General features: G+C 45.3%; 19 protein-coding genes. 6 read left to right on the forward strand and 13 right to left on the reverse strand.

Features of this window, described 5'->3' with window-relative positions; all coding sequences use genetic code 11:
- Positions 1 to 86: 86 nt before the first annotated feature.
- The 7 genes from csrA to kdgR form a co-directional block, all read right to left on the reverse strand.
- Complete coding sequence (gene csrA, locus OCU60_RS14215) at positions 87 to 287, reverse strand: carbon storage regulator CsrA (protein WP_072955909.1); 201 nt, start codon at positions 285 to 287, stop codon at positions 87 to 89.
- Between the two features lie 89 nt (positions 288 to 376).
- Positions 377 to 1,564 carry an aspartate kinase gene (locus OCU60_RS14220; protein ID WP_074371850.1) on the reverse strand — a complete coding sequence of 396 codons (1,188 nt, stop codon included), beginning with the start codon at positions 1,562 to 1,564 and terminating at the stop codon, positions 377 to 379.
- A 231-nt stretch (positions 1,565 to 1,795) separates the two neighbouring features.
- Positions 1,796 to 4,378 carry an alanine--tRNA ligase gene (gene alaS, locus OCU60_RS14225; protein ID WP_074371851.1) on the reverse strand — a complete coding sequence of 861 codons (2,583 nt, stop codon included), beginning with the start codon at positions 4,376 to 4,378 and terminating at the stop codon, positions 1,796 to 1,798.
- A gap of 229 nt (positions 4,379 to 4,607) precedes the next feature.
- Positions 4,608 to 5,081 carry a recombination regulator RecX gene (gene recX / locus OCU60_RS14230; RefSeq protein ID WP_074371852.1) on the reverse strand — a complete coding sequence of 158 codons (474 nt, stop codon included), beginning with the start codon at positions 5,079 to 5,081 and terminating at the stop codon, positions 4,608 to 4,610.
- 65 nt (positions 5,082 to 5,146) lie between these two features.
- Entirely contained in the window at positions 5,147 to 6,196 is a 1,050-nt protein-coding gene (gene recA, locus OCU60_RS14235) for a recombinase RecA (RefSeq protein WP_074371853.1), read from the reverse strand.
- A gap of 239 nt (positions 6,197 to 6,435) precedes the next feature.
- On the reverse strand, positions 6,436 to 6,939 hold the full coding sequence (gene pncC / locus OCU60_RS14240; protein WP_074371854.1) for a nicotinamide-nucleotide amidase: 504 nt from the start codon (positions 6,937 to 6,939) through the stop codon (positions 6,436 to 6,438).
- A gap of 201 nt (positions 6,940 to 7,140) precedes the next feature.
- On the reverse strand, positions 7,141 to 7,923 hold the full coding sequence (kdgR, locus tag OCU60_RS14245) for a DNA-binding transcriptional regulator KdgR (protein ID WP_074371855.1): 783 nt from the start codon (positions 7,921 to 7,923) through the stop codon (positions 7,141 to 7,143).
- Positions 7,924 to 8,179: 256 nt separating this feature from the next.
- On the opposite strand from kdgR, the gene kduD reads away from it, so the two are divergent.
- From kduD to OCU60_RS14270, 5 genes are all read left to right on the forward strand, one after another.
- Positions 8,180 to 8,941: a 2-dehydro-3-deoxy-D-gluconate 5-dehydrogenase KduD gene (kduD, locus tag OCU60_RS14250; RefSeq protein ID WP_074371856.1), complete on the forward strand. Its 762-nt coding sequence runs from the start codon at positions 8,180 to 8,182 to the stop codon at positions 8,939 to 8,941.
- 89 nt (positions 8,942 to 9,030) lie between these two features.
- Positions 9,031 to 9,357, forward strand: a complete 327-nt coding sequence (locus tag OCU60_RS14255) for a cupin domain-containing protein (protein ID WP_074371857.1) — start codon at positions 9,031 to 9,033, stop codon at positions 9,355 to 9,357.
- 36 nt (positions 9,358 to 9,393) lie between these two features.
- On the forward strand, positions 9,394 to 10,035 hold the full coding sequence (locus OCU60_RS14260; RefSeq protein WP_074371858.1) for an RpiB/LacA/LacB family sugar-phosphate isomerase: 642 nt from the start codon (positions 9,394 to 9,396) through the stop codon (positions 10,033 to 10,035).
- Positions 10,036 to 10,275: 240 nt separating this feature from the next.
- Positions 10,276 to 11,232, forward strand: coding sequence for a 2-dehydro-3-deoxygluconokinase (locus OCU60_RS14265; RefSeq protein ID WP_095533262.1), 957 nt, complete (start codon positions 10,276 to 10,278; stop codon positions 11,230 to 11,232).
- 44 nt (positions 11,233 to 11,276) lie between these two features.
- The gene (locus OCU60_RS14270; protein WP_074371859.1) at positions 11,277 to 11,900 is read left to right on the forward strand and encodes a bifunctional 4-hydroxy-2-oxoglutarate aldolase/2-dehydro-3-deoxy-phosphogluconate aldolase; all 624 of its coding nucleotides are present in this window, start codon (positions 11,277 to 11,279) and stop codon (positions 11,898 to 11,900) included.
- A 220-nt stretch (positions 11,901 to 12,120) separates the two neighbouring features.
- On the opposite strand, the gene OCU60_RS14275 is transcribed toward OCU60_RS14270, so the two are convergent.
- From OCU60_RS14275 to OCU60_RS14300, 6 genes are all read right to left on the reverse strand, one after another.
- Entirely contained in the window at positions 12,121 to 12,300 is a 180-nt protein-coding gene (locus OCU60_RS14275) for a hypothetical protein (RefSeq protein ID WP_074371860.1), read from the reverse strand.
- An 81-nt stretch (positions 12,301 to 12,381) separates the two neighbouring features.
- Positions 12,382 to 14,052, reverse strand: a complete 1,671-nt coding sequence (locus OCU60_RS14280) for a pectate lyase (protein WP_074371861.1) — start codon at positions 14,050 to 14,052, stop codon at positions 12,382 to 12,384.
- A 109-nt stretch (positions 14,053 to 14,161) separates the two neighbouring features.
- Complete coding sequence (locus OCU60_RS14285; protein WP_074371862.1) at positions 14,162 to 15,442, reverse strand: ABC transporter substrate-binding protein; 1,281 nt, start codon at positions 15,440 to 15,442, stop codon at positions 14,162 to 14,164.
- Between the two features lie 41 nt (positions 15,443 to 15,483).
- Positions 15,484 to 16,623 carry an ABC transporter ATP-binding protein gene (locus OCU60_RS14290; protein WP_074371863.1) on the reverse strand — a complete coding sequence of 380 codons (1,140 nt, stop codon included), beginning with the start codon at positions 16,621 to 16,623 and terminating at the stop codon, positions 15,484 to 15,486.
- A gap of 19 nt (positions 16,624 to 16,642) precedes the next feature.
- Entirely contained in the window at positions 16,643 to 17,554 is a 912-nt protein-coding gene (locus OCU60_RS14295) for a carbohydrate ABC transporter permease (protein WP_074371864.1), read from the reverse strand.
- A 2-nt stretch (positions 17,555 to 17,556) separates the two neighbouring features.
- Entirely contained in the window at positions 17,557 to 18,441 is an 885-nt protein-coding gene (locus tag OCU60_RS14300) for a carbohydrate ABC transporter permease (protein WP_059121587.1), read from the reverse strand.
- A 603-nt stretch (positions 18,442 to 19,044) separates the two neighbouring features.
- Between OCU60_RS14300 and OCU60_RS14305 the strand changes: the two genes are divergently transcribed.
- Positions 19,045 to 19,758, forward strand: a complete 714-nt coding sequence (locus OCU60_RS14305) for an oligogalacturonate-specific porin KdgM family protein (protein WP_074371865.1) — start codon at positions 19,045 to 19,047, stop codon at positions 19,756 to 19,758.
- Positions 19,759 to 19,874: the final 116 nt, after the last annotated feature.

The following is a 19,874-nucleotide window of genomic DNA, read 5'->3' on the forward strand; positions in this document are numbered from 1 at the left end:
AAAAAGTAGGAAGACAGAAGAGTTATCACGATCTGGTTTGCATAAAAAAGGCTGACAAAAATGATTGCCAGCCCTTCATCGAGGGGTTAATAGCTCGGTGTACCTGAGCTGCTATTCCCCCCCTTTTCTGCTTGAATGCGCATGTATATTTCTTCACGGTGAACAGATACCTCTTTGGGAGCATTGACACCAATTCTCACTTGGTTGCCTTTCACACCGAGTACAGTTACTGTGACTTCATCACCTATCATGAGCGTTTCGCCTACACGGCGAGTCAAAATTAGCATTCTTTGGCTCCTTGAGTTATCTCTGTTTTGCCTTAACTACATTATTATCTATTAAAAACCCTACAGGGGGTAAATTATCTCATACAAAATCAGCCCATAAAACGCTGTTTGGGCTCATGATCAACAAATGAACCGGAAATGACATAAGCTTCATGGATGACATTTGCTGCACTATCTATTTGTTCAGGCGCGATCACCAAACTATGAGATAAGCTATCAGAATAACCACTATCTATCAGAATACTGGCAGAACAAAGCAACTGATATGTTGAATCAATCAAATCATTCGCTTTCTTGCCGACAATCGTCAGTAAGCTAACTGGCTTACTATTACGGATTTTATCTTCAAACACCAGTCCCAACTTAGCACTAGCATCCGGTTTAATCAGTAAAGCTGTAAATTCTGCCTCCCCGATCACATTCCATACATCAATTCCTAACAAATGACACTGTTTCAGAATGGAATCAATATGATGAGGTTCAAAACTCAGCTTGACCATCTCTTTTTGGACCGCGATACCACACACATCATATGGTGAACTTTCCCCATGAATGAGCGTCCCCTCATTTTGTTCAAATGTCGATAAAACCCTCAACGGAACCTGATATTGCCACGCATATTGGACACACGGCAAATGGAGCACTTTTGCGCCTTTCCGGGACATCTCTTCCATTGACGGGAAATCGATAACATCGAGTTTTCGGGCATTGTCGACAATTCTGGGGTCCGTGCTATAAATGCCATCAACATCGGTAAAGATCTGACATTCATCTGCTGCCAGCATTCCGGCAAGCGTCACCGCAGTCGTATCAGAACCGCCCCGCCCCAGTGTCGTGATATCACCTTTCTCATTCACGCCCTGAAAACCAGCAACAATCACGATTGTATCTTCATTCAATAACTGCTGAATTTTCACTGTATCAGCTTGTAGAATCGTCGCATCATTGTGCTGATTTGTCGTCATAATACCAAGCTGGGAACCTGTGAATGAACGCGCTGCATACCCCATTTTATGCAGCGTCATTGCCAGAAGAGACATCGATACTTGCTCTCCAGCGGATAAAATCACATCCAGTTCCCTAGCATTTGGAACCCGATCAACCTGATGGGCTAAATCTAATAACCGATTGGTCTCACCAGACATCGCCGACACCACGACGACCACCTGCTGACCTCGTTCTTTCGCATCAATTACATGTTTTGCTACCATATGGATTCTTTCAATCGAACCCATCGATGTCCCACCAAATTTTTGAACTATAAGGGGAGTTTTCACCAGTCGTCACCTTCCTAAGACAGAGTCTCACTCAGAAATCAACCCAGACAATCAGTTTGGGCCTTATTCGGTCCATAGCGATGTCATCTCAGTATTCAAGAACATCACCGTAAAAATGTGCTAAAAACAAAACCAAGTGGCTTATCAGCTTAGTTTACAGAGGCTAATTAAACCACTTGGTCAAGGATAAATAATTATTTTGAATCAATCTAAAGATAGATGTAACTCAGATTACAACTGGGACTCAATCCATGCTTCAGCCGATGCCAAAGCTTGAGGCAGTGCATTTACATCGCTACCGCCAGCCTGAGCCATATCCGGACGACCACCGCCCTTGCCACCAACTTGCTGAGCAACCAGATTGACAAGCTCACCGGCTTTCACCTGCCCCGTCAAATCTTTCGTTACCCCGGCAATGAGGCCGACTTTGTCATCATTCACATTGCCCAACAAAATCACCCCGCTACCCAGTTGATTTTTCAACTCATCAACCATACCGCGAAGTGCTTTATTGTCGGCACCTTGTAATTGAGCCACCAAGACTTTAACGCCAGCCATTTCTTTCACTTGCTGGAGCAGATTTGAACTGGCCTGAGATGCCAGTTTATCTTTTATCTGCTGGATTTCTTTTTCCAACTGTCTGGCTTTCTGCGCGGCTTCCGCCAGTTTATCTTCATAAGTGGCTTGCTGCTCATCAATCATATCCAGCGCAGATTCACCAGTGACCGCTTCAATCCGACGAACACCCGCAGCGATACCACTTTCAGAGACAATTTTAAACAACCCGATATCACCGGTACTGCTCGCATGGACACCACCACACAGCTCGGTCGAAAAGTCACCCATCGACAATACGCGAACTTTGGTATCGTACTTTTCGCCGAATAAAGCCATCGCGCCTTGTGCTTTCGCTTCATCGAGCCCCATGATATTCGTTTCAACCGTATGGTTCGTCCGAATATGCTGGTTAACCATCCGCTCAACTTCTTTCAGCTCTTCAGCCGTCATGGCCTCCATGTGAAAGAAGTCAAATCTCAGGCTTTCCGCCCGAACCAATGAACCTTTCTGAGTCACATGCTCACCCAAAATGCGGCGCAATGCTTCGTGCAACAAATGTGTCGCAGAATGGTTCAGTGATGTGGCCGATCTCCTTTTGGCATCAACCTGAGCATCAGCTGTTTCACCTTGGGTCAGAACGCCTTCAACCAGTGAGCCATAATGAATGATGGCACTGCCCTGTTTCTGAGTGTCGACAACCTGAAACACACCGCTATCGGTACGGATAACACCGGCATCGCCACACTGACCGCCCGATTCCGCATAAAATGGCGTTTCATCCAATACCAGCATTGCGTGATCACCAGATGAAAGTGTCTCAACCGGTTCGCCATGAACAAACATCGCAACAATTTTGCCTTGTCCTTCCGTGCCTTCATAACCACAGAAATGGCTTGAAGCGTCAACTTTAATCATGGTGTTGTAATCCGTGCCAAACTGTCCGGCTTCGCGAGCACGTTGACGTTGTGCTTCCATCGCCTGTTCAAATCCGGCTTCATCAATACTGAGACCATGTTCACGCACAACATCATTAGTCAAATCTGCAGGAAAACCATAGGTGTCATAAAGTTTGAAGACCGTCTCTCCGTCGAGAACTTTTCCATCCAGATTTTCCAGCGCGTCATTCAGAATAGACATGCCGCGTTCTAGTGTTCGCCCGAAGTTTTCTTCTTCGATACGGAGCACTTTTTCAACCACAGCTTGCTGTTTTTTCAATTCTTTACCGGCACTGCCCATGATCTCAGCCAATGGACCAACCAATTTATGAAAGAATACGCCCTGAGCACCCAGTTTATTACCATGACGGACAGCACGACGAATAATGCGTCGTAGAACATAACCACGCCCTTCGTTAGATGGCACCACCCCATCAACAACTAAGAACGAACAAGAACGAATATGATCCGCAACCACGCGAAGTGACTGATCTGAAAGATCATCACACCCAATCACTTGTGCAGCATCTTTAATCAGAGTCTGGAATACGTCGATTTCATAATTGGAGTGCACACTTTGCATGATGGCAGAAATACGCTCAATCCCCATTCCTGTATCGACAGATGGTTTTGGCAGCGGTTCCATCGTGCCATCAGCATGACGGTTGTACTGCATGAAAACGTTATTCCAGATTTCAATGAATCGGTCACCGTCTTCTTCAGGTGATCCCGGAGGACCACCCCAGATATGGTCACCATGGTCATAAAAAATTTCAGAACACGGACCACACGGGCCGGTATCGCCCATTTGCCAGAAGTTATCCGACTCGTAAGGCTTGCCACCCTCTTTATCGCCAATGCGGATGATCCGATCAGCAGGAAGACCAATCTGCTTGTGCCAGATATCGAACGCTTCATCATCAGTCTGATAAACGGTGACAAGCAAACGCTCCTGAGGCAACTGAAGGATTTCAGTCAGAAACTCCCACGCATACTGGATTGCGTCTTGCTTAAAATAATCACCGAAACTGAAGTTACCCAGCATTTCAAAAAATGTATGGTGTCGTGCAGTAAAGCCGACATTTTCCAGATCATTATGCTTTCCACCCGCCCGAACACAGCGTTGCGCGGTGACAGCACGGGTATAGTCACGCTTTTCTAATCCAAGAAAACAGTCTTTAAACTGGTTCATCCCCGCATTCGTGAATAGCAGTGTTGGATCATTGGCAGGGACCAAAGATGAACTGTCTACGATTTGATGTCCTTTTGTCTCAAAGAACGAGAGGAACGCCTGGCGAACCTCGTCAGTGCTCATGTACATGCGCTATTCCTGAAATATTCAAAGATTCAACTAAAATTTTGCGACCTATTGTAAAGCATGGATAAGTGTTCGCCTAGTTTTGTTTTGAAGTGTAAATATGGATAAATAAGGTCGAACATCGACTTCATGCGATTGAATAGAGAGCGCAATCTATAACGCGTCAATAAAAAGATGGGTCAGCGACATGAATCTGGACGGGGGCTTAAACATAGCAGTCGATGATCTGTGGTTAGGTGTACTCATTCAGGTGAGGATTCAATGCATATTGAATCTGTTCAAAATTAAACCCTCGATACTGCAAAAAACGGACTTGTTTCGCATACACCTTGGGATCTTTCACAGGCTCTCCGGTACTGATGCCAAACTTTCTTTCCGCTGTTGATGTTGCTAATTCAAACCAATCAATATCTAACTCAGCCAACTGCTCAGCGATAATTGACTCATCAACTCGCTTTTGCTTCAGCGATTGATAAATTCTCTGTTCACCGTGACCTTTGGCAATATGATGCCGAATCATACCTTGTGTATAGCGAACATCATCCAAGTAGCCGTTCTGTTCACAGGCCTGAACAGCCTGAGCAACTTCATTGTCGTCAAAGCCTTTCGTCATCAACTTATGGTATAACTCGATTCGACCGTGATCCCGGCGACTCAATAGCTGAATAGCCGTTTCCAGACATGTTCTTGAATGTTCTCTACTCATCCGGAATTTCCTTAAAAAAAGCCCCGCATCTGCAGGGCTGTTTCAACATCGGATCGCGTTGCGGATTAATCTTCTTCTTGTGGAAGAGCTTGCTCACCCCCTTCATTCCCATCTTCAGGAAGCGTGGCTTTGCTCAGCAACATTTCACGAACTTTATGATCGATGGCCTTGGCAACTTCAGGATTTTCACGCATGTACTTACATGCATTCGCTTTACCCTGACCGATTTTATCCCCGTTATAGCTGTACCAAGCACCGGCTTTTTCAACCAGCTTATGCTTGACACCCAGATCAACCAGTTCCCCTTCACGGTTAAACCCTTGACCATACATAATTTGTGTATTTGCTTCTTTAAATGGTGCAGCAATTTTGTTTTTCACAACTTTAATGCGGGTTTCATTACCAACCACCTCATCGCCTTCTTTTATTGAGCCAGTACGACGAATATCAAGACGAACAGAGGCGTAGAATTTTAAGGCATTACCACCGGTTGTTGTTTCAGGGTTACCAAACATCACCCCAATTTTCATTCGGATTTGGTTGATAAAAATACACATACAGTTCGATTGCTTCAGGTTTCCGGTCAGCTTACGCATCGCCTGAGATAACATCCGCGCCTGTAGCCCCATATGGCTATCACCCATCTCACCTTCAATCTCGGCTTTTGGCGTCAGTGCCGCAACCGAGTCAATAACCATGACATCAATCGCACCAGAGCGCGCCAATGCATCGCAGATTTCCAACGCTTGTTCACCGGTATCTGGTTGAGAAACGAGCAATGCATCAATATCAACCCCAAGTTTTTTCGCATAAACAGGATCCAACGCATGTTCAGCATCGATAAATGCACAGGTTTTACCGACACGTTGTGCAGCAGCGATCACTTCCAGAGTCAAAGTGGTCTTCCCTGAAGATTCAGGACCGTAGATTTCAACGATCCGGCCCATCGGCAAACCACCGGCACCTAAAGCAATATCCAGCGAAAGAGACCCTGTAGAGATCGTTTCAACATCCATGGCACGGTTATCACCAAGACGCATGATTGACCCTTTACCAAACTGCTTTTCAATTTGTCCCAGTGCCGCGGCCAGTGCTTTTTGTTTGTTCTCGTCCATTACGTTCTCCAGACAGTCACTTTCAAGTATTAAGTCTATGGGTTGTTTCCCCGAAATATGTTGAATGATTATACTGTAAATTCATACAGTGTCCAGACCTGTCGATGAATTTTCCTGACAGGTTTGAATCCTTGGGATCATATCACTTTCAGGTCATGTCTTGATACGGCATGTCGTTCATTCAATGCCATTATCAATGCCCTTAATAGCAGAGACAAGCAGCTCAAACGGTGGTTATTTCATGACTGTGGCGCTCGTTCATGTAGCAGATAATCATGAATCGTCTGCAAAGCATGGTAAACCGCTTGTGAACGAACTTGCGTGCGACTTCCTGAAAAATGTACAGTTTCAACCTTATTCCATCCCGAGCGTGTTTTCCAAGCAAAACAAACCGTTCCCACCGGTTTCTCAACGCTACCGCCACTGGGCCCGGCAACGCCACTCACAGAGACTGCCAGCGATGCCTGAGAATGTAATAAAGCCCCCGACGCCATTTCTAAAACCGTCTGCTCACTGACTGCCCCCCACTCTGACAACGTTTCCTGCCGGACACCCAACATTTGCTGTTTGGCTTCATTAGTGTATGTGACAAACGCACGATCAAACCAAGCTGAGCTCCCGGCAATCTCTGTAATGGCAGTTGCAATGCCGCCACCGGTACAGGATTCAGCCGTCACCAGAACATCGCCACATTCAAGAAGTAATTCGCCGATACGTTGGCTTAACGTTTCATGTAATTCCATTCATGTTCCCTCCGTATTGCAATTGCTCAGGCGGTCTCAATTCGATCATCCTAAGCGCTCACCCAACCAGATAAAAGCAGTTACCCTGAAACCGACTCACCGACAAAATTTGTCTCCGGCAAGCCATATTCACGATGACTGTCCCCAATAAAAAATGGCAGCCTTTGCTGCCATTGACAAATAAATCCGATCATTGAAGGGCTAGACTGGATATTGATGATACCCAAGTTGCTCAGAAATATTTTTGCCGGCCTGATGTAGCAACCCGACATAATAAGACATCCGTTTTTCATCGAAACGAATCGTTGGAAACGAGATCGACAAACCGGCAATAATATTCCCAAAGCGGTCATACACCGGTGCAGCAAGGCAACGCAAACCGGATTCTTGCTCTTCATTATCTTCGGCAAAATGTCGTTCTCTGACATACGCCAACTCTGCTAATAGCTGATCAACATTCTCTAATGTTCTATCGGTATGCTTCACAAATTCAACAGACTCGAGAACCTGACGAACAAAAGACTCATCTCGCTCAGACAGTAAAACTTTACCTATCGCGGTACTGTAAAGTGGATTACGTCGCCCGATACGAGACTGCATTCTTAAGTTGTACCCAGAATCAATCTTATGGATATAGATAATTGCACCATCATCCAAAGCGCCCAAATGCACCGCTTCATTAGTTTTTTCCGAGATACAGTGCATTTCTTTATCAGCAAGAGAAACGAGATCAACATACTCGAGTGATTTTGCGCCGAGTTCAAACAATTTCAGGGTCAGAGAATATTTATCAGCTTCGCCTTCCTGAGAGATATATCCTAGAGACTTCATGGTCTGCAAAAAGCGGTAAGTCGTCGCTTTAGACATCATTAAACGTTGAGATAACTCAGACACGCCGATTTCTTTTTGTTCGCCTAATGCCTGAAGAATACTAAATACTTTCAATACCGAAGAAACGGCTTCTGGCTGGGTAGATTTCTGCATGAATAATCTATTCCTACAAGTTTGGCTTTTTCTCATTATAGCGAAGAGAATTCAGAGAGCCAGTAATTTAAAAAAGCCATTTCAAAATTTTAGAACCAGAGCTGCTCACCAGCAAAATAAATACGTGAATCATATTTTATGAAAAACTGTTTCAAAAAAATTGCCAGATTTATTTTTTTTGTGTAGGGTAAATCATACAAACCGTGAACGAACATGATTCATTCGCGCTGCATGTTACCACTGGAGGAAGCAGAATATGATTCTCGATTCATTTAACCTGCAAGGAAAGGTTGCAATTGTCACTGGATGTGACACAGGATTAGGTCAGGGAATGGCATTAGGTTTAGCAAGTGCTGGCTGTGATATTGTCGGAGTCAACATTGCTCACCCCACAGAAACAATTGAAAAGGTTCAAGCACTCGGCCGAAAATTCGTTGCGATTCAAGCGAACTTAATGACGCTGGACGATATTCCTAACATTATTGATCAAGCCATCACTGAACTTGGTCACATTGATATTTTAGTTAACAATGCGGGTATTATCCGCCGCAATGATGCGATCGAATTTTCAGAGCAAGACTGGGATGATGTCATGGACATCAATGTGAAGTCAGTGTTCTTTATGTCTCAAGCGGCGGCCAAACAGTTCATTGCACAAGGTACCGGTGGCAAAATCATCAACATCGCTTCAATGCTTTCTTTCCAAGGTGGTATTCGTGTTCCTTCGTATACTGCATCAAAAAGTGGTGTGATGGGCATTACGCGCCTCATGGCCAATGAATGGGCGCAACATCAGGTTAATGTCAACGCGATTGCACCCGGTTATATGGCGACCAATAACACGGCAGCTCTCCGGGCTGATGAATCGCGTAATCAAGAAATTGTTGAACGGATCCCGGCGGCACGTTGGGGACTTCCTGAAGATTTAGCCGGACCGTGTGTATTTCTGGCATCACCAGCATCAGACTATATCAATGGTTATACGATTGCCGTTGACGGTGGCTGGCTCGCTCGTTAATTCGGGGAATGGGTAAAAAACCCACCGCATCGGGAATCGAAGTAGATTTCCGATTGATGGTCCTTCCGTCAAATTTAAAGAGGGAAAACATGTTCATTTATAATCAAGACGTTGCGCTGGAAGATCTTGGAAGTGGCGTATCACGAAAAATCCTCGCCTACAGCGATAACATTATGAGCGTCGAAGTTCATTTTGAAAAAGGTGCTGTTGGTCCGATGCATAACCACCCTCACGAACAACTTACTTATGTATTGTCCGGTGAATTTGAATTTACGATTGGTGATGAAACAAAGATCGTCAAAACTGGGGACGTTCTTTATAAAGAGCCCAATGTTATGCACGGGTGTACCTGTCTCGAACCCGGTGTGTTACTCGATAATTTCACACCGATGCGGCAAGATTTCCTCAAATCATAAATTTATATTGCGGTATTCGACCGCAGGAGCATAAACATGAAAATCGCGTTAATGATGGAAAACAGTCAAGCGGCTAAAAACGCTGTGGTACTGAATGAGCTGACCCAAGTCGTCACACCACAAGGCGACTCAGTCTACAACGTGGGTATGAGTGATGAAAATGATCACCACCTCACCTACATTCATCTCGGCATCATGGCAAGCCTGCTTCTGAATTCAGAAGCCGTAGATTTTGTCGTGGCCGGATGTGGCACGGGGCAAGGTGCGATGATGTCACTCAACATTCACCCGGGTGTTGTATGTGGGTACTGCCTAGAACCGTCCGATGCATTTTTGTTCAATCAGATCAACAACGGTAACGCCCTCTCACTCGCCTTTGCTAAAGGTTATGGCTGGGGAGCAGAGCTCAATATCCGCTATATTTTTGAAAAAGCATTCACCACTGGCGAACGTGGACAAGGTTACCCACTGGACCGTGCCGTGCCACAAAAACAAAATGCCGGGATCCTCAATCAAGTCAAATCTGCGGTTGTCAAAGATAACTATCTCGATACATTAAAAGCGATAGATCAAGAACTGGTCAAAACGGCTGTGTCAGGACCCCGCTTTCAGGAATGTTTCTTCGACAATTGCAAGAAACCAAACATTGCCGCATACGTGCGTGACTTGCTGAAGTAGTTTCCACTGATTGTTCTACCTGCCAACTCAAGATTAAGAATCCGTTGTTTGTCAGCCTGTCATGGGCTGACTTTTCTGTGTCCAGGTTCCCGCAATCATGACGAGTGAGTTTGGATGATGTTTCATGCCAAACAATCAATAACCAAGATCTTAATCACATAAAAATGAAACGTTATTTTATTTTTTATTAATTATAAATAGAATAACTTTTTTACTCGGTTGTTATTCTCAGGAGCTTTTATGTTGCCAATAACTCAGGTCGCCATTATTGGTGAATGTATGGTTGAATTGCAGCGAGCCAATGATCAAGTCAAACAAGGGTTTGGCGGGGATACGCTCAACACCGCAATCTATCTGTCAAGATTAACTCACTCGCGAGGGCTCACCACAGCTTATGTCACAGGATTGGGAAGAGATCCATTCAGTCAAGATATGCTCAACGCGTGGCAGCAAGAAGGCGTTGACACGAGTATGGTTACAATTTCACCTGACAAGTTACCCGGTATTTATGCCATCGAAACCGCCGCAGATGGTGAGCGCAGCTTTTACTATTGGCGTAATGACTCAGCAGCAAAATACTGGTTACGACAGCAGACCCCAACCGAGCTTGCCGCTCGATTAGCACAGTATGGTTTAATTTACTTAAGTGGGATTAGTCTAGCAATTCTACCCGCAGACTGTCGTGAAATATTACTTGAATCATTGCGCCTCTGTCATCAGGATGGCATTTCTATTGCGTTTGATAATAATTATCGGCCGACTCTGTGGGAGAATGCAGAAGATGCCCAACATTGGTATACCCAAGTCTTATCTATTACCGATTTTGCATTTCTGACCTTTGATGATGAAATCGCACTTTGGGGCGATACGCAAGTTTCCCAAACACTGGCGCGCACGCGCGGCCTCGGCGTCAAAGAAATCATCATTAAACAAGGGGGAGAAGCCTGCCTTGTGGTGAATGAAACGGCCCAATGGTCAGTCGCACCAGCGCCCGTCACACAAATTGTTGATACAACCGCGGCCGGTGACTCTTTCAGTGCCGGATATCTCGCCGCTCGACTTCTGGGTAAATCTTGCGAATCATCGGCTCAATCAGCCCACCAGCTTGCCGGATTCGTCATTCAACATCGTGGTGCCATTATTCCCAAACAAAATATGCCTGAGATTGAGACGTCAGTTGATATGGAAACAAGGTAAACAGAATTGCTCGAATATTCAGTATCGGATAATGAGGAAACAAGATGAAAACACTCGAACAACAGTTAGAAACCATTGGTGTCATTCCGGTAATCGCGCTAGATGATGCACAAAAGGCAGTCAAGCTGGCACAGGTTCTCATTGAGAATGGTCTGCCTTGCGCTGAAGTCACGTTCAGGACAGCACAAGCAGCACAGGCGATAGCCAGTATGCGCGAAGCATATCCAGAGATATTAATCGGGGCGGGAACGGTACTCACTCCCACTCAGGTTGACGCTGCAATGAATGCGGGTGCCGATTTTATCGTCAGTCCGGGATTGAACCCGACAACCGTGAAATATTGCCAGCAGAAACAAATCGCGATTATCCCGGGAATCAACAACCCCAGTCTGGTTGAACAGGCAATGGAAATGGGACTGAAGACACTGAAGTTCTTCCCTGCCGAACCATCCGGTGGTACCGCGATGCTCAAAGCGATGTCCGCCGTCTATCCGGTGCGTTTTATGCCAACGGGAGGCATTAATCCTCAGAATATTAAAGATTATCTGGGCATCCCTAGCGTACTGGCTTGTGGTGGCACATGGATGGTACCTAATGCGCTGATTAATGAAGAAAAATGGGATGAACTGGCTGCACTCGTCAAAGAAGTGGCTAACATCATCCGCTAAACCGGCAGCGATTCAACAAATAGTCGCTAAATGAACCGTTCAACCAAACGGTTATCGATATGAGGGCTCTCGCAGAAATCACACCGCTGTGAATCAATCAGGTGTTTTTGGGCGAGAGTTTTTTCTATGTTTATCCGATATCCTTCGATAAGAAACTTTCTATGGCAAACGAGGGACTAGGATAGTCTTTTTCTCCGATAGACGGTCAACCAACCTCAAGTCACCATGCGGTAGAAATAGACAACAATCCAAGTACGACTATCGGCAATGCCACCGCAGCAGTCTCTTCCGGACCAAGTCGGCTGACCAGAATCGTACTGATGATGCTCACCATGACAACACAAGTCAGTTCAATAAAAATCGGCCAAGCGAATGGCCAAATATCATGTTGAAATAACACGTTGAAATAACACCCAGTGCCGTTTACGTAACCAACAGCGTCTGCCGGAAGCCGAAATTGTCACCGAGAAAGAGGTTTCGCTCACTCAGTAGGTCCCGTTGACATCGCCATCTCAGGATAAGGCTGCTCGTAGATAACATCTCGGTCGTACACGACTTTGATCTCTCCGGCAATACGTTGCTCTCCATGTAAATAGCCACCAGTGGACAACAACGGTGGGAGCTGCGCATAGCACTGTTGATATGCCGCTTCTATCGCCACTAAAGCATAGGGAATCGGGTCATCGAGTCGCGCATTTTTCTGTTGAGAATGTGCAGTAAACAATCCACTTCCCGCATGATAGTGTCGTGCCAGTAAATTTTCCGCGACTAAATCAGCCAAATGTAATACCTCAGGGACAGGATGATGTTGATTCAGCTCTAACAGCGCAAAAATCAGATAAGCCGATGCACATGTCGTTGTTTGAGTCAGATGGGTGGGAACCAGCGTGACCGGATCAAGCGCTCCTAAATTGAACCGCGCAAACATACGGCTCACCAGTTGATATAACTCAGGATCACCCGTCAACAATGCTGCTTTCACCAACGGAAATAAATAAGCCGGATCTGCGGGCTGACGCGACAATATGGTGCCTTTATCACCATAGTAACCATCCCGGACAAATGTATACCCAGTCATATCCTGTCCGCTATTCCACATCGGGATCATTTGATTATCGTGTTCATCCCAAGCATAGCGAAAATAAGCTTTTAATCCGTCACAAACCCATTCAAGCCACTGCCGATCACCGACTTGCTCGGCACAAGCCATCATTGCCAGTGGGTTATCCATGATCAACGGCCAACAATCCCGAAACAGGACATTAGCTTCACGGGCAATCGCACCAAACTCAGGACCAAACTGACGGGCCGCCCGATCCCCAAACCAAGAGTAAGTTAAACGATCATCGTCCGGGACGGGTTCACGCTGCTGCGGAGAAGAAAACTGATAAACCGGCATCCCGGTCTCTGGATGACGAGCCAAAACAAACTGATGATATAAATGCTTCGCCCAGTTTAAAGCATCTTGATCACCGGTATAGCGATAGTAATGAACAGCCGCATAGATCAAATCGGTTGACGCATTCACAAATGTCAAACCGATGGTTTCCGGCAAGCGTGGCCATTGATGCGGATCCACCACGGGCTCAGGAGCGTGCTGTTGAAAAATATTCTCGGGAAATGGTTGGCCATACTCACCGTGTCGGGTGAGATCCAGTTTTTGCCAATCGGTCACATGGGCAGCCCAAAATCCTTTCAGGTAATGCTTCGTTACCTCGGGCCGAATTTGATGAAGCAGATCGTAATAAGGGAAATGATGCTTCAACTCATGCACTCGGGCTTTACTCTCCGGCCCTTCCGGATGATCTGAATTGAGAGCAACAAACAGATGTCCGCCCCAGTGAAATAAGCCACTGTCATGATCAACATGGTGATCCAGAAAATAAGCCGTCGTGGCTTGTGCCTGTCGCAGAAAAGCGTCATCCCCGGTCACAATACTGATGGCTGTCAGCCCACGCATCAGGTTTTGCTGGCTGGCAAAGTTACTCATCGCAACACGCTGACCATCCGGATAAACCCAGCAAACCGGCTCCCTTGATGTAATACAGAGACCATCGGCCAACAGCGGAGAAAACTCAGAATGCGTCAATGTCAGCACCTGTTGATAAAAACGAGTCACGATAGCCAGCCGCGAGTGTCGAGATACAGACATGCAACCCCTCCAATTCAAAATAGATATAGCCCCGGAACCGGGGCTTTTATCGAACAGAACCACAGAATAAAAAAGTGCAATAACCTATCAGGTGAGCAGGACCATGACGTTAATCAGCAATCCGTTTCAACACTCGGTTACCACGACGCAGGAAGTTTTTAGCTGCGCCTTCGACATCCGTCTGACCATAATCCAGTTGCTGCATTGACTCTTCAAACAACTCCAACAATTGTGCATTATCGGTATAAGGGGTCGGGATAATGTGCTTCGGTAATTGCTGAGCTAAACGATAGCCCTGATAAGACAAGCTTTTATCATCAATCTGACCATCCTCCCGTAAGGTTTTAAAGCCTGTCAGACTGATCGGCATGCCACGAGCCAAGCCCATAGCTTTCACTCCCGCAGGATCATTGAGCAAAAAGTCGACCAGCAACGCAGCTTCTTTCGGATGCTTGGTGTTCCGCCCGATAGAGAACATCATCGAAGGTCTGGCCAACAATCCGGAGTCTGTCGCACCATCAAGCATGGGATAAGGCCCGAGTTCCAACATCATCGGTGGTGCTAAGTTCGCAGCATATTTACCGATGGCGGTGTCCCACATATACAGACCACCAAAGCGACCGTCGATCCACGGACGCATCTCATACATATTCCCTTTTCCGTAAGAAGCAAACTCTTTGGTTGATGGGAAAAGATGATTTTTGACCTGATCGACGTAAAGCTGGAAAAACTGAGCCATTTCTTCTTGGTTAAAGTTGATCAAGTTAGTGTCGTGATTGATGATATCTTTGCCGTATTTCTGAATAAAATAAGAGCGGTTCATGGCAAAAACATCACGGGCTTCAATGACCAACGGATAGTAATCCTTACCGAGCTTTTCTTTGAAAGCCAGCCCGACTTTCATCAGTTCATCCCATGAATGTGGATAACCGACACCCGCTTTCATCCACATATTGCGATTATAAAAGAACACGCGGGAAGTCATACTGACCGGTAGCCCATCCAATTTCCCGTCAATGGTTGTCAGTCCGAGCGCACCGGGAAAATTAAACAAATGCAGCGTTTCAGCTTGGGCATTCATGTCATAAAAACCCTTACCATCGCGGGAAAAAATCGGCATCCAGTTCCAGTTGGTCTGCATCACATCCGGTTCAGTATTACCGGCAATTTGGGTGGTCAGACGAGACAAATGTCCGTCCCAACCGGTATATTCGCCTTTTACTTTAATATCAGGATATTTTTCCTGAAATTTTCCCAACGCTTGCAAAGTCGCTTGGTGACGGCTATTGCCTCCCCACCACGACATCCGCAGTTCAGTTTGGGCTTGTACAGCCACAGAGGTGGTTGCAATCACAGCAGAAATCAGTGTAGTCAGTACCTTGTTATTCATGGATTAGTCTCCAAATAAATGATTGTTGTTCTCCGGTTTATTTATTGTTGTATAGAGATATTCTTTTCCGTCTCCTTGTCGAAGATGTGGGCTTTGTTCATATCCACCACAAACGTCACCCCTTTCCTTAATTCCATATTGAGCTTATCCCGGGCATCATCGATCGAGATTCTGGCAATGAATTGATACTCACCGACCAAAAAATGGACATACACTTCATGCCCCATGTTTTCCATACGAATTACATCCCCGATGATGGTCTGTTGACCGATTCCCGGCTCCGTCAGCGCAAGCGTAATGCTATCCGGACGGATGCCTAACACGGTATGTTGATAACCATGACTACGGATTGTGGCCGCCTTATGTGAAGGGAGGTGTAAAATTTGATTATCGAGCTGGACTGCCATGTCATCTCCCTGTTCAGAGAGCGAGACATCACACATGTTCATCTCCGGAGCACCGATAAATCCGGCCACGAACATATTGACGGGGTTGTTATACAATTCATCCGGTGTATCAACCTGCATGATCTCGCCCTGCTTCATCACACAGATGCGATCCCCCATCGTCATTGCCTCCGTTTGATCATGGGTCACATAAACCGCTGTTGCCGGGTGATTTTCACGCTTCAGATGACGGTGCAGGTCGGTGATTCGAACCCGCATGGATGCACGCAGTTTGGCATCAAGGTTTGATAGCGGTTCATCAAACAAAAAAACATCGGGTTTTTTGACAATCGCCCGGCCGACAGCAACACGTTGTGCCTGCCCACCGGACAACTGTCTTGGCAAACGGTCAAGTAATTCCTCGATCTCAAGAACATTGGCAGCTTCTTCGACGCGCTGGTTAATTTCATGCTTGGGTAGTTTTTGAAGTTTCAGACCAAAACCAAGATTTTCCCGTACCGTCATATGCGGATACAACGCATAATTCTGGAAAACCATCGCAATGCCCCGATCTTTCGGGGCCAAGTTGTTGACGACTTGCCCACCAATCACGATTTCGCCGCTCGTCACATTTTCCAGACCGGCAAGCATTCGTAATGTCGTCGATTTGGCGCAACCAGAAGGACCGACGATCACCATAAACTCACCGTCATTAATGGTTAAATCAACACCATGGACTGCTTTAAAACCGTTCGAATAGACTTTCTCTAATTTGTTAAAATTCACTTCCGCCATTGTGATTACTCCTCAGAATTTAACCTTTAATACCACTGCTGGTGACGCCTTCGACAAAATATTTCTGTGACATGAAGAACACCAGAATTGAAGGAATGATAGCGATGGAAGCCATTGCCAAAATTTCGTTCCACCTTGCGCCTTCCGTAACATCAATGGACATTTTCAACGCCAGTGCGATGGGGTATTTTTCAACGCTGGAAATGTAGATAAGTGGGCTAAGAAAGTCGTTCACCGACCACATAAACTGGAACAGTGCCACGGAAATAATTGCCGGACGAATGACCGGCACAACCACATGCCAGAGCACTTGAAAAGAATTACATCCATCAATCATTGCAGCCTCTTCCATATCGGTCGGAACCCCGCGCAAAAACTGGATCAGCATGAAGACAAAGAATCCCTGTGTTGCAAATGCAAAAGGCAAATAGAGCGGTAAATAAGTGTCGAGCAATCCCATTTCACGAAACATCAAATATTGTGGAATCAGCAGAACCGATTGCGGTAACAAGACCGTGGCGATGAGCGTGGCAAACCAAAAATTTTTCCATGGGATATCAAACCGGGCAAACCCATACGCGACAATGGTTGACGACACAACCGTCACGAAAACCTTCGGTAACACGTAAGCAAATGTGTTGAAAATATAGTGACCAAACGTATATTCCGTGCCGGTCTTCCACCCATTGATGAACCCATCGAGGCTCCATTCACTCGGAATCAGATTCATCGACGAAAAGATTTCATGGTTTGGTTTCATTGCGGCAGAAAACATCCACAGCAACGGATAGAGCATCATGACACCGACAGTAATCAGAATCGTATAACGAATTGCTGCATTGATTTTTTCACGACGAACCGTACGATCATTCGCCACATAGCTATGATTATTTTTTTTCTGTTCGGCAGAGACACCAATCACTGAAGCCATAATTATTTACCTCCCTTATCACCTGAATAAAACACCCAGTACTTCGAAGAACGGAATGTGATTGATGTAAATATTGCCACGACAATAAACAGCGCCCATGCCAGTGCACTTCCGTACCCCATATCAAAAAACTTAAACGCAGTTTCGTAGATATAGAGCGAAATCAGATAGGTTGACTTCATCGGCCCGCCGCCGGTAATCACATAAGGTGCGGTAAACTCCTGAAAAGCCTGTGTGGTTTGCATAATAAAGTTGAAGAAAATGACTGGCGTAATGAGAGGCACCGTGACTTTGATAAACATCTGCCATTTGCTGGCACCATCAATCAATGCCGCCTCATACTGAGATTGAGGCACATTCTGCAAAGCAGCCAAAAAAATCACCATGGCCGACCCAAACTGCCAAGCTCGCAGCAGTGTGATCGAAAATAGCGCAAAAGATGGTTCACCAAGCCAGTTCACTGCATCGATACCAACGAGGGCTAACATACCGTTTAATACCCCGTCGATGGCAAACAATGCCCGCCATAAAACCGCGATGGCAATACTACTCCCAAGGATTGAAGGGATATAATATGCCGTTCTGAAAAAGCGAATCCCTCGTAATTTAAAATTCAAGATAAACGCAATGAATAAGGCAAATGCCAACTTCACTGGAATGGTCAGGAACACATACAAGAATGTGACACTCATTGATTTCCAGAATAGGTCATCTTCCGTCAGCATATACCGATAGTTTTCAATACCGACGTACTCTGGCGATGTCATCAGATCGTAGTCGGTAAAACTCATCAGAAATGACGATACGAAGGGAAATGCAGTAAAAACCAATAGCCCGATAATATAAGGCGACAAGTAAGCAAGTCCCAGCTTACGACTTTCATACATATTGCTCTCGTCCTCTGAAAAAAAACAACAGTGGCCGAATGGTCAATTCAGGTAAACGTCTCATCCGGATTCGTTATTCTATTAAACTGAATCCCACCTGAACTACTAGCATTCAACCTCATATTTGTGATCCACAATACCATTTTAAATATTAAAAACAAAAAATATGAAATAGAGTTTTAATTTTTGATATCAAATAAAAACATCATTGATAGGTTTAAAAAATAACATGTATATGCTGCATATTGGATATAATAAAAAATTAATATGGACGCAAAAACACGGAAAAATGCGATTAAAATCAAATAAAACTTAAGTATAGTTCAGATATTACACATCAAACCCTCGGTAACAATAGTGATAAAATATAAATATTATCAATCATATAAAATAAAAATCATTAAAAAGTACGCCATTCCGCCTTCTCATCAAGACAAAAACACCAAGAAAATTCTACAAATACTAAAGAGATCACGTTTATTGACACATTTATATTAAAACATCGCTTCACAGATCACGTTATTCATACCAAGCAGTTCAAAGATACTAGGATTGTATATAAATTAAACCAATACAATATAAATAACAAAACGGTGTTTCATTATGAACAACAAGCTAATTATCTCTGCTCTACTTCTTGGTTTAACTGCAAGCGCAGCACATGCGACTTCACTGAATGTCCGACATGAGTTCATTCCTGAACAGGGAGAAAAAGCAGCACGTCATCGCGATCGATTATCGATTTCACATCGATTCGATAATGGCATTGGCATCAGCGAAGAAGTGAAATGGGGCTACGAAAAAGACAGCGTCAATTTCGGCGAGATGAAGAGTGCCGGTCACGAAACGAAAATCGGTTACAACTACACCATCAATGAAGATTTTAAACTTCAACCTGCCTATGCGCTCGACTCATCTTCCAGTGCCATCGTGCATAAATTTGAGTTGAAAGGGGTCTATAAAATCAGTGACAACTGGAATGCATCCCTTCGCTATCGCTACGGGATGAAAGTACCGTCCAACGACTCACCGAACTCACATTACAGTCAGGTCAACTTTGTCACCGCATATAAAATGGAACAATACAAAGTGGGCGTTGACTTCGAAGGCAAGTTCGAGCAATCCGCTTCCAGCGGCTACGACGGAGATAACAATTACCTGAATCTGGTTAACTTGTTCGCTGAATATCAGGGGTGGGACAACGGCTGGCGTCCGTTCGTCGAATTTGGGCTGACATCTCAAAACACGAACAAAAGTACGGCAGGCAAAGACCAATACGTCCCACGCTACCGGGTTGGTTTGAAATACAACTTCTAAATACCTGCTTTTGAACATTGGTCATTCAGGCAGATATCGAATCAGCACTGCACTCGGGATGCGACCGCCCAACAACAGGGACTGCGCCGCATTATATCGATATCTGCCTCCCCAAA

The organism is Vibrio spartinae (assembly GCF_024347135.1).
Lineage (GTDB): Bacteria > Pseudomonadota > Gammaproteobacteria > Enterobacterales > Vibrionaceae > Vibrio > Vibrio spartinae.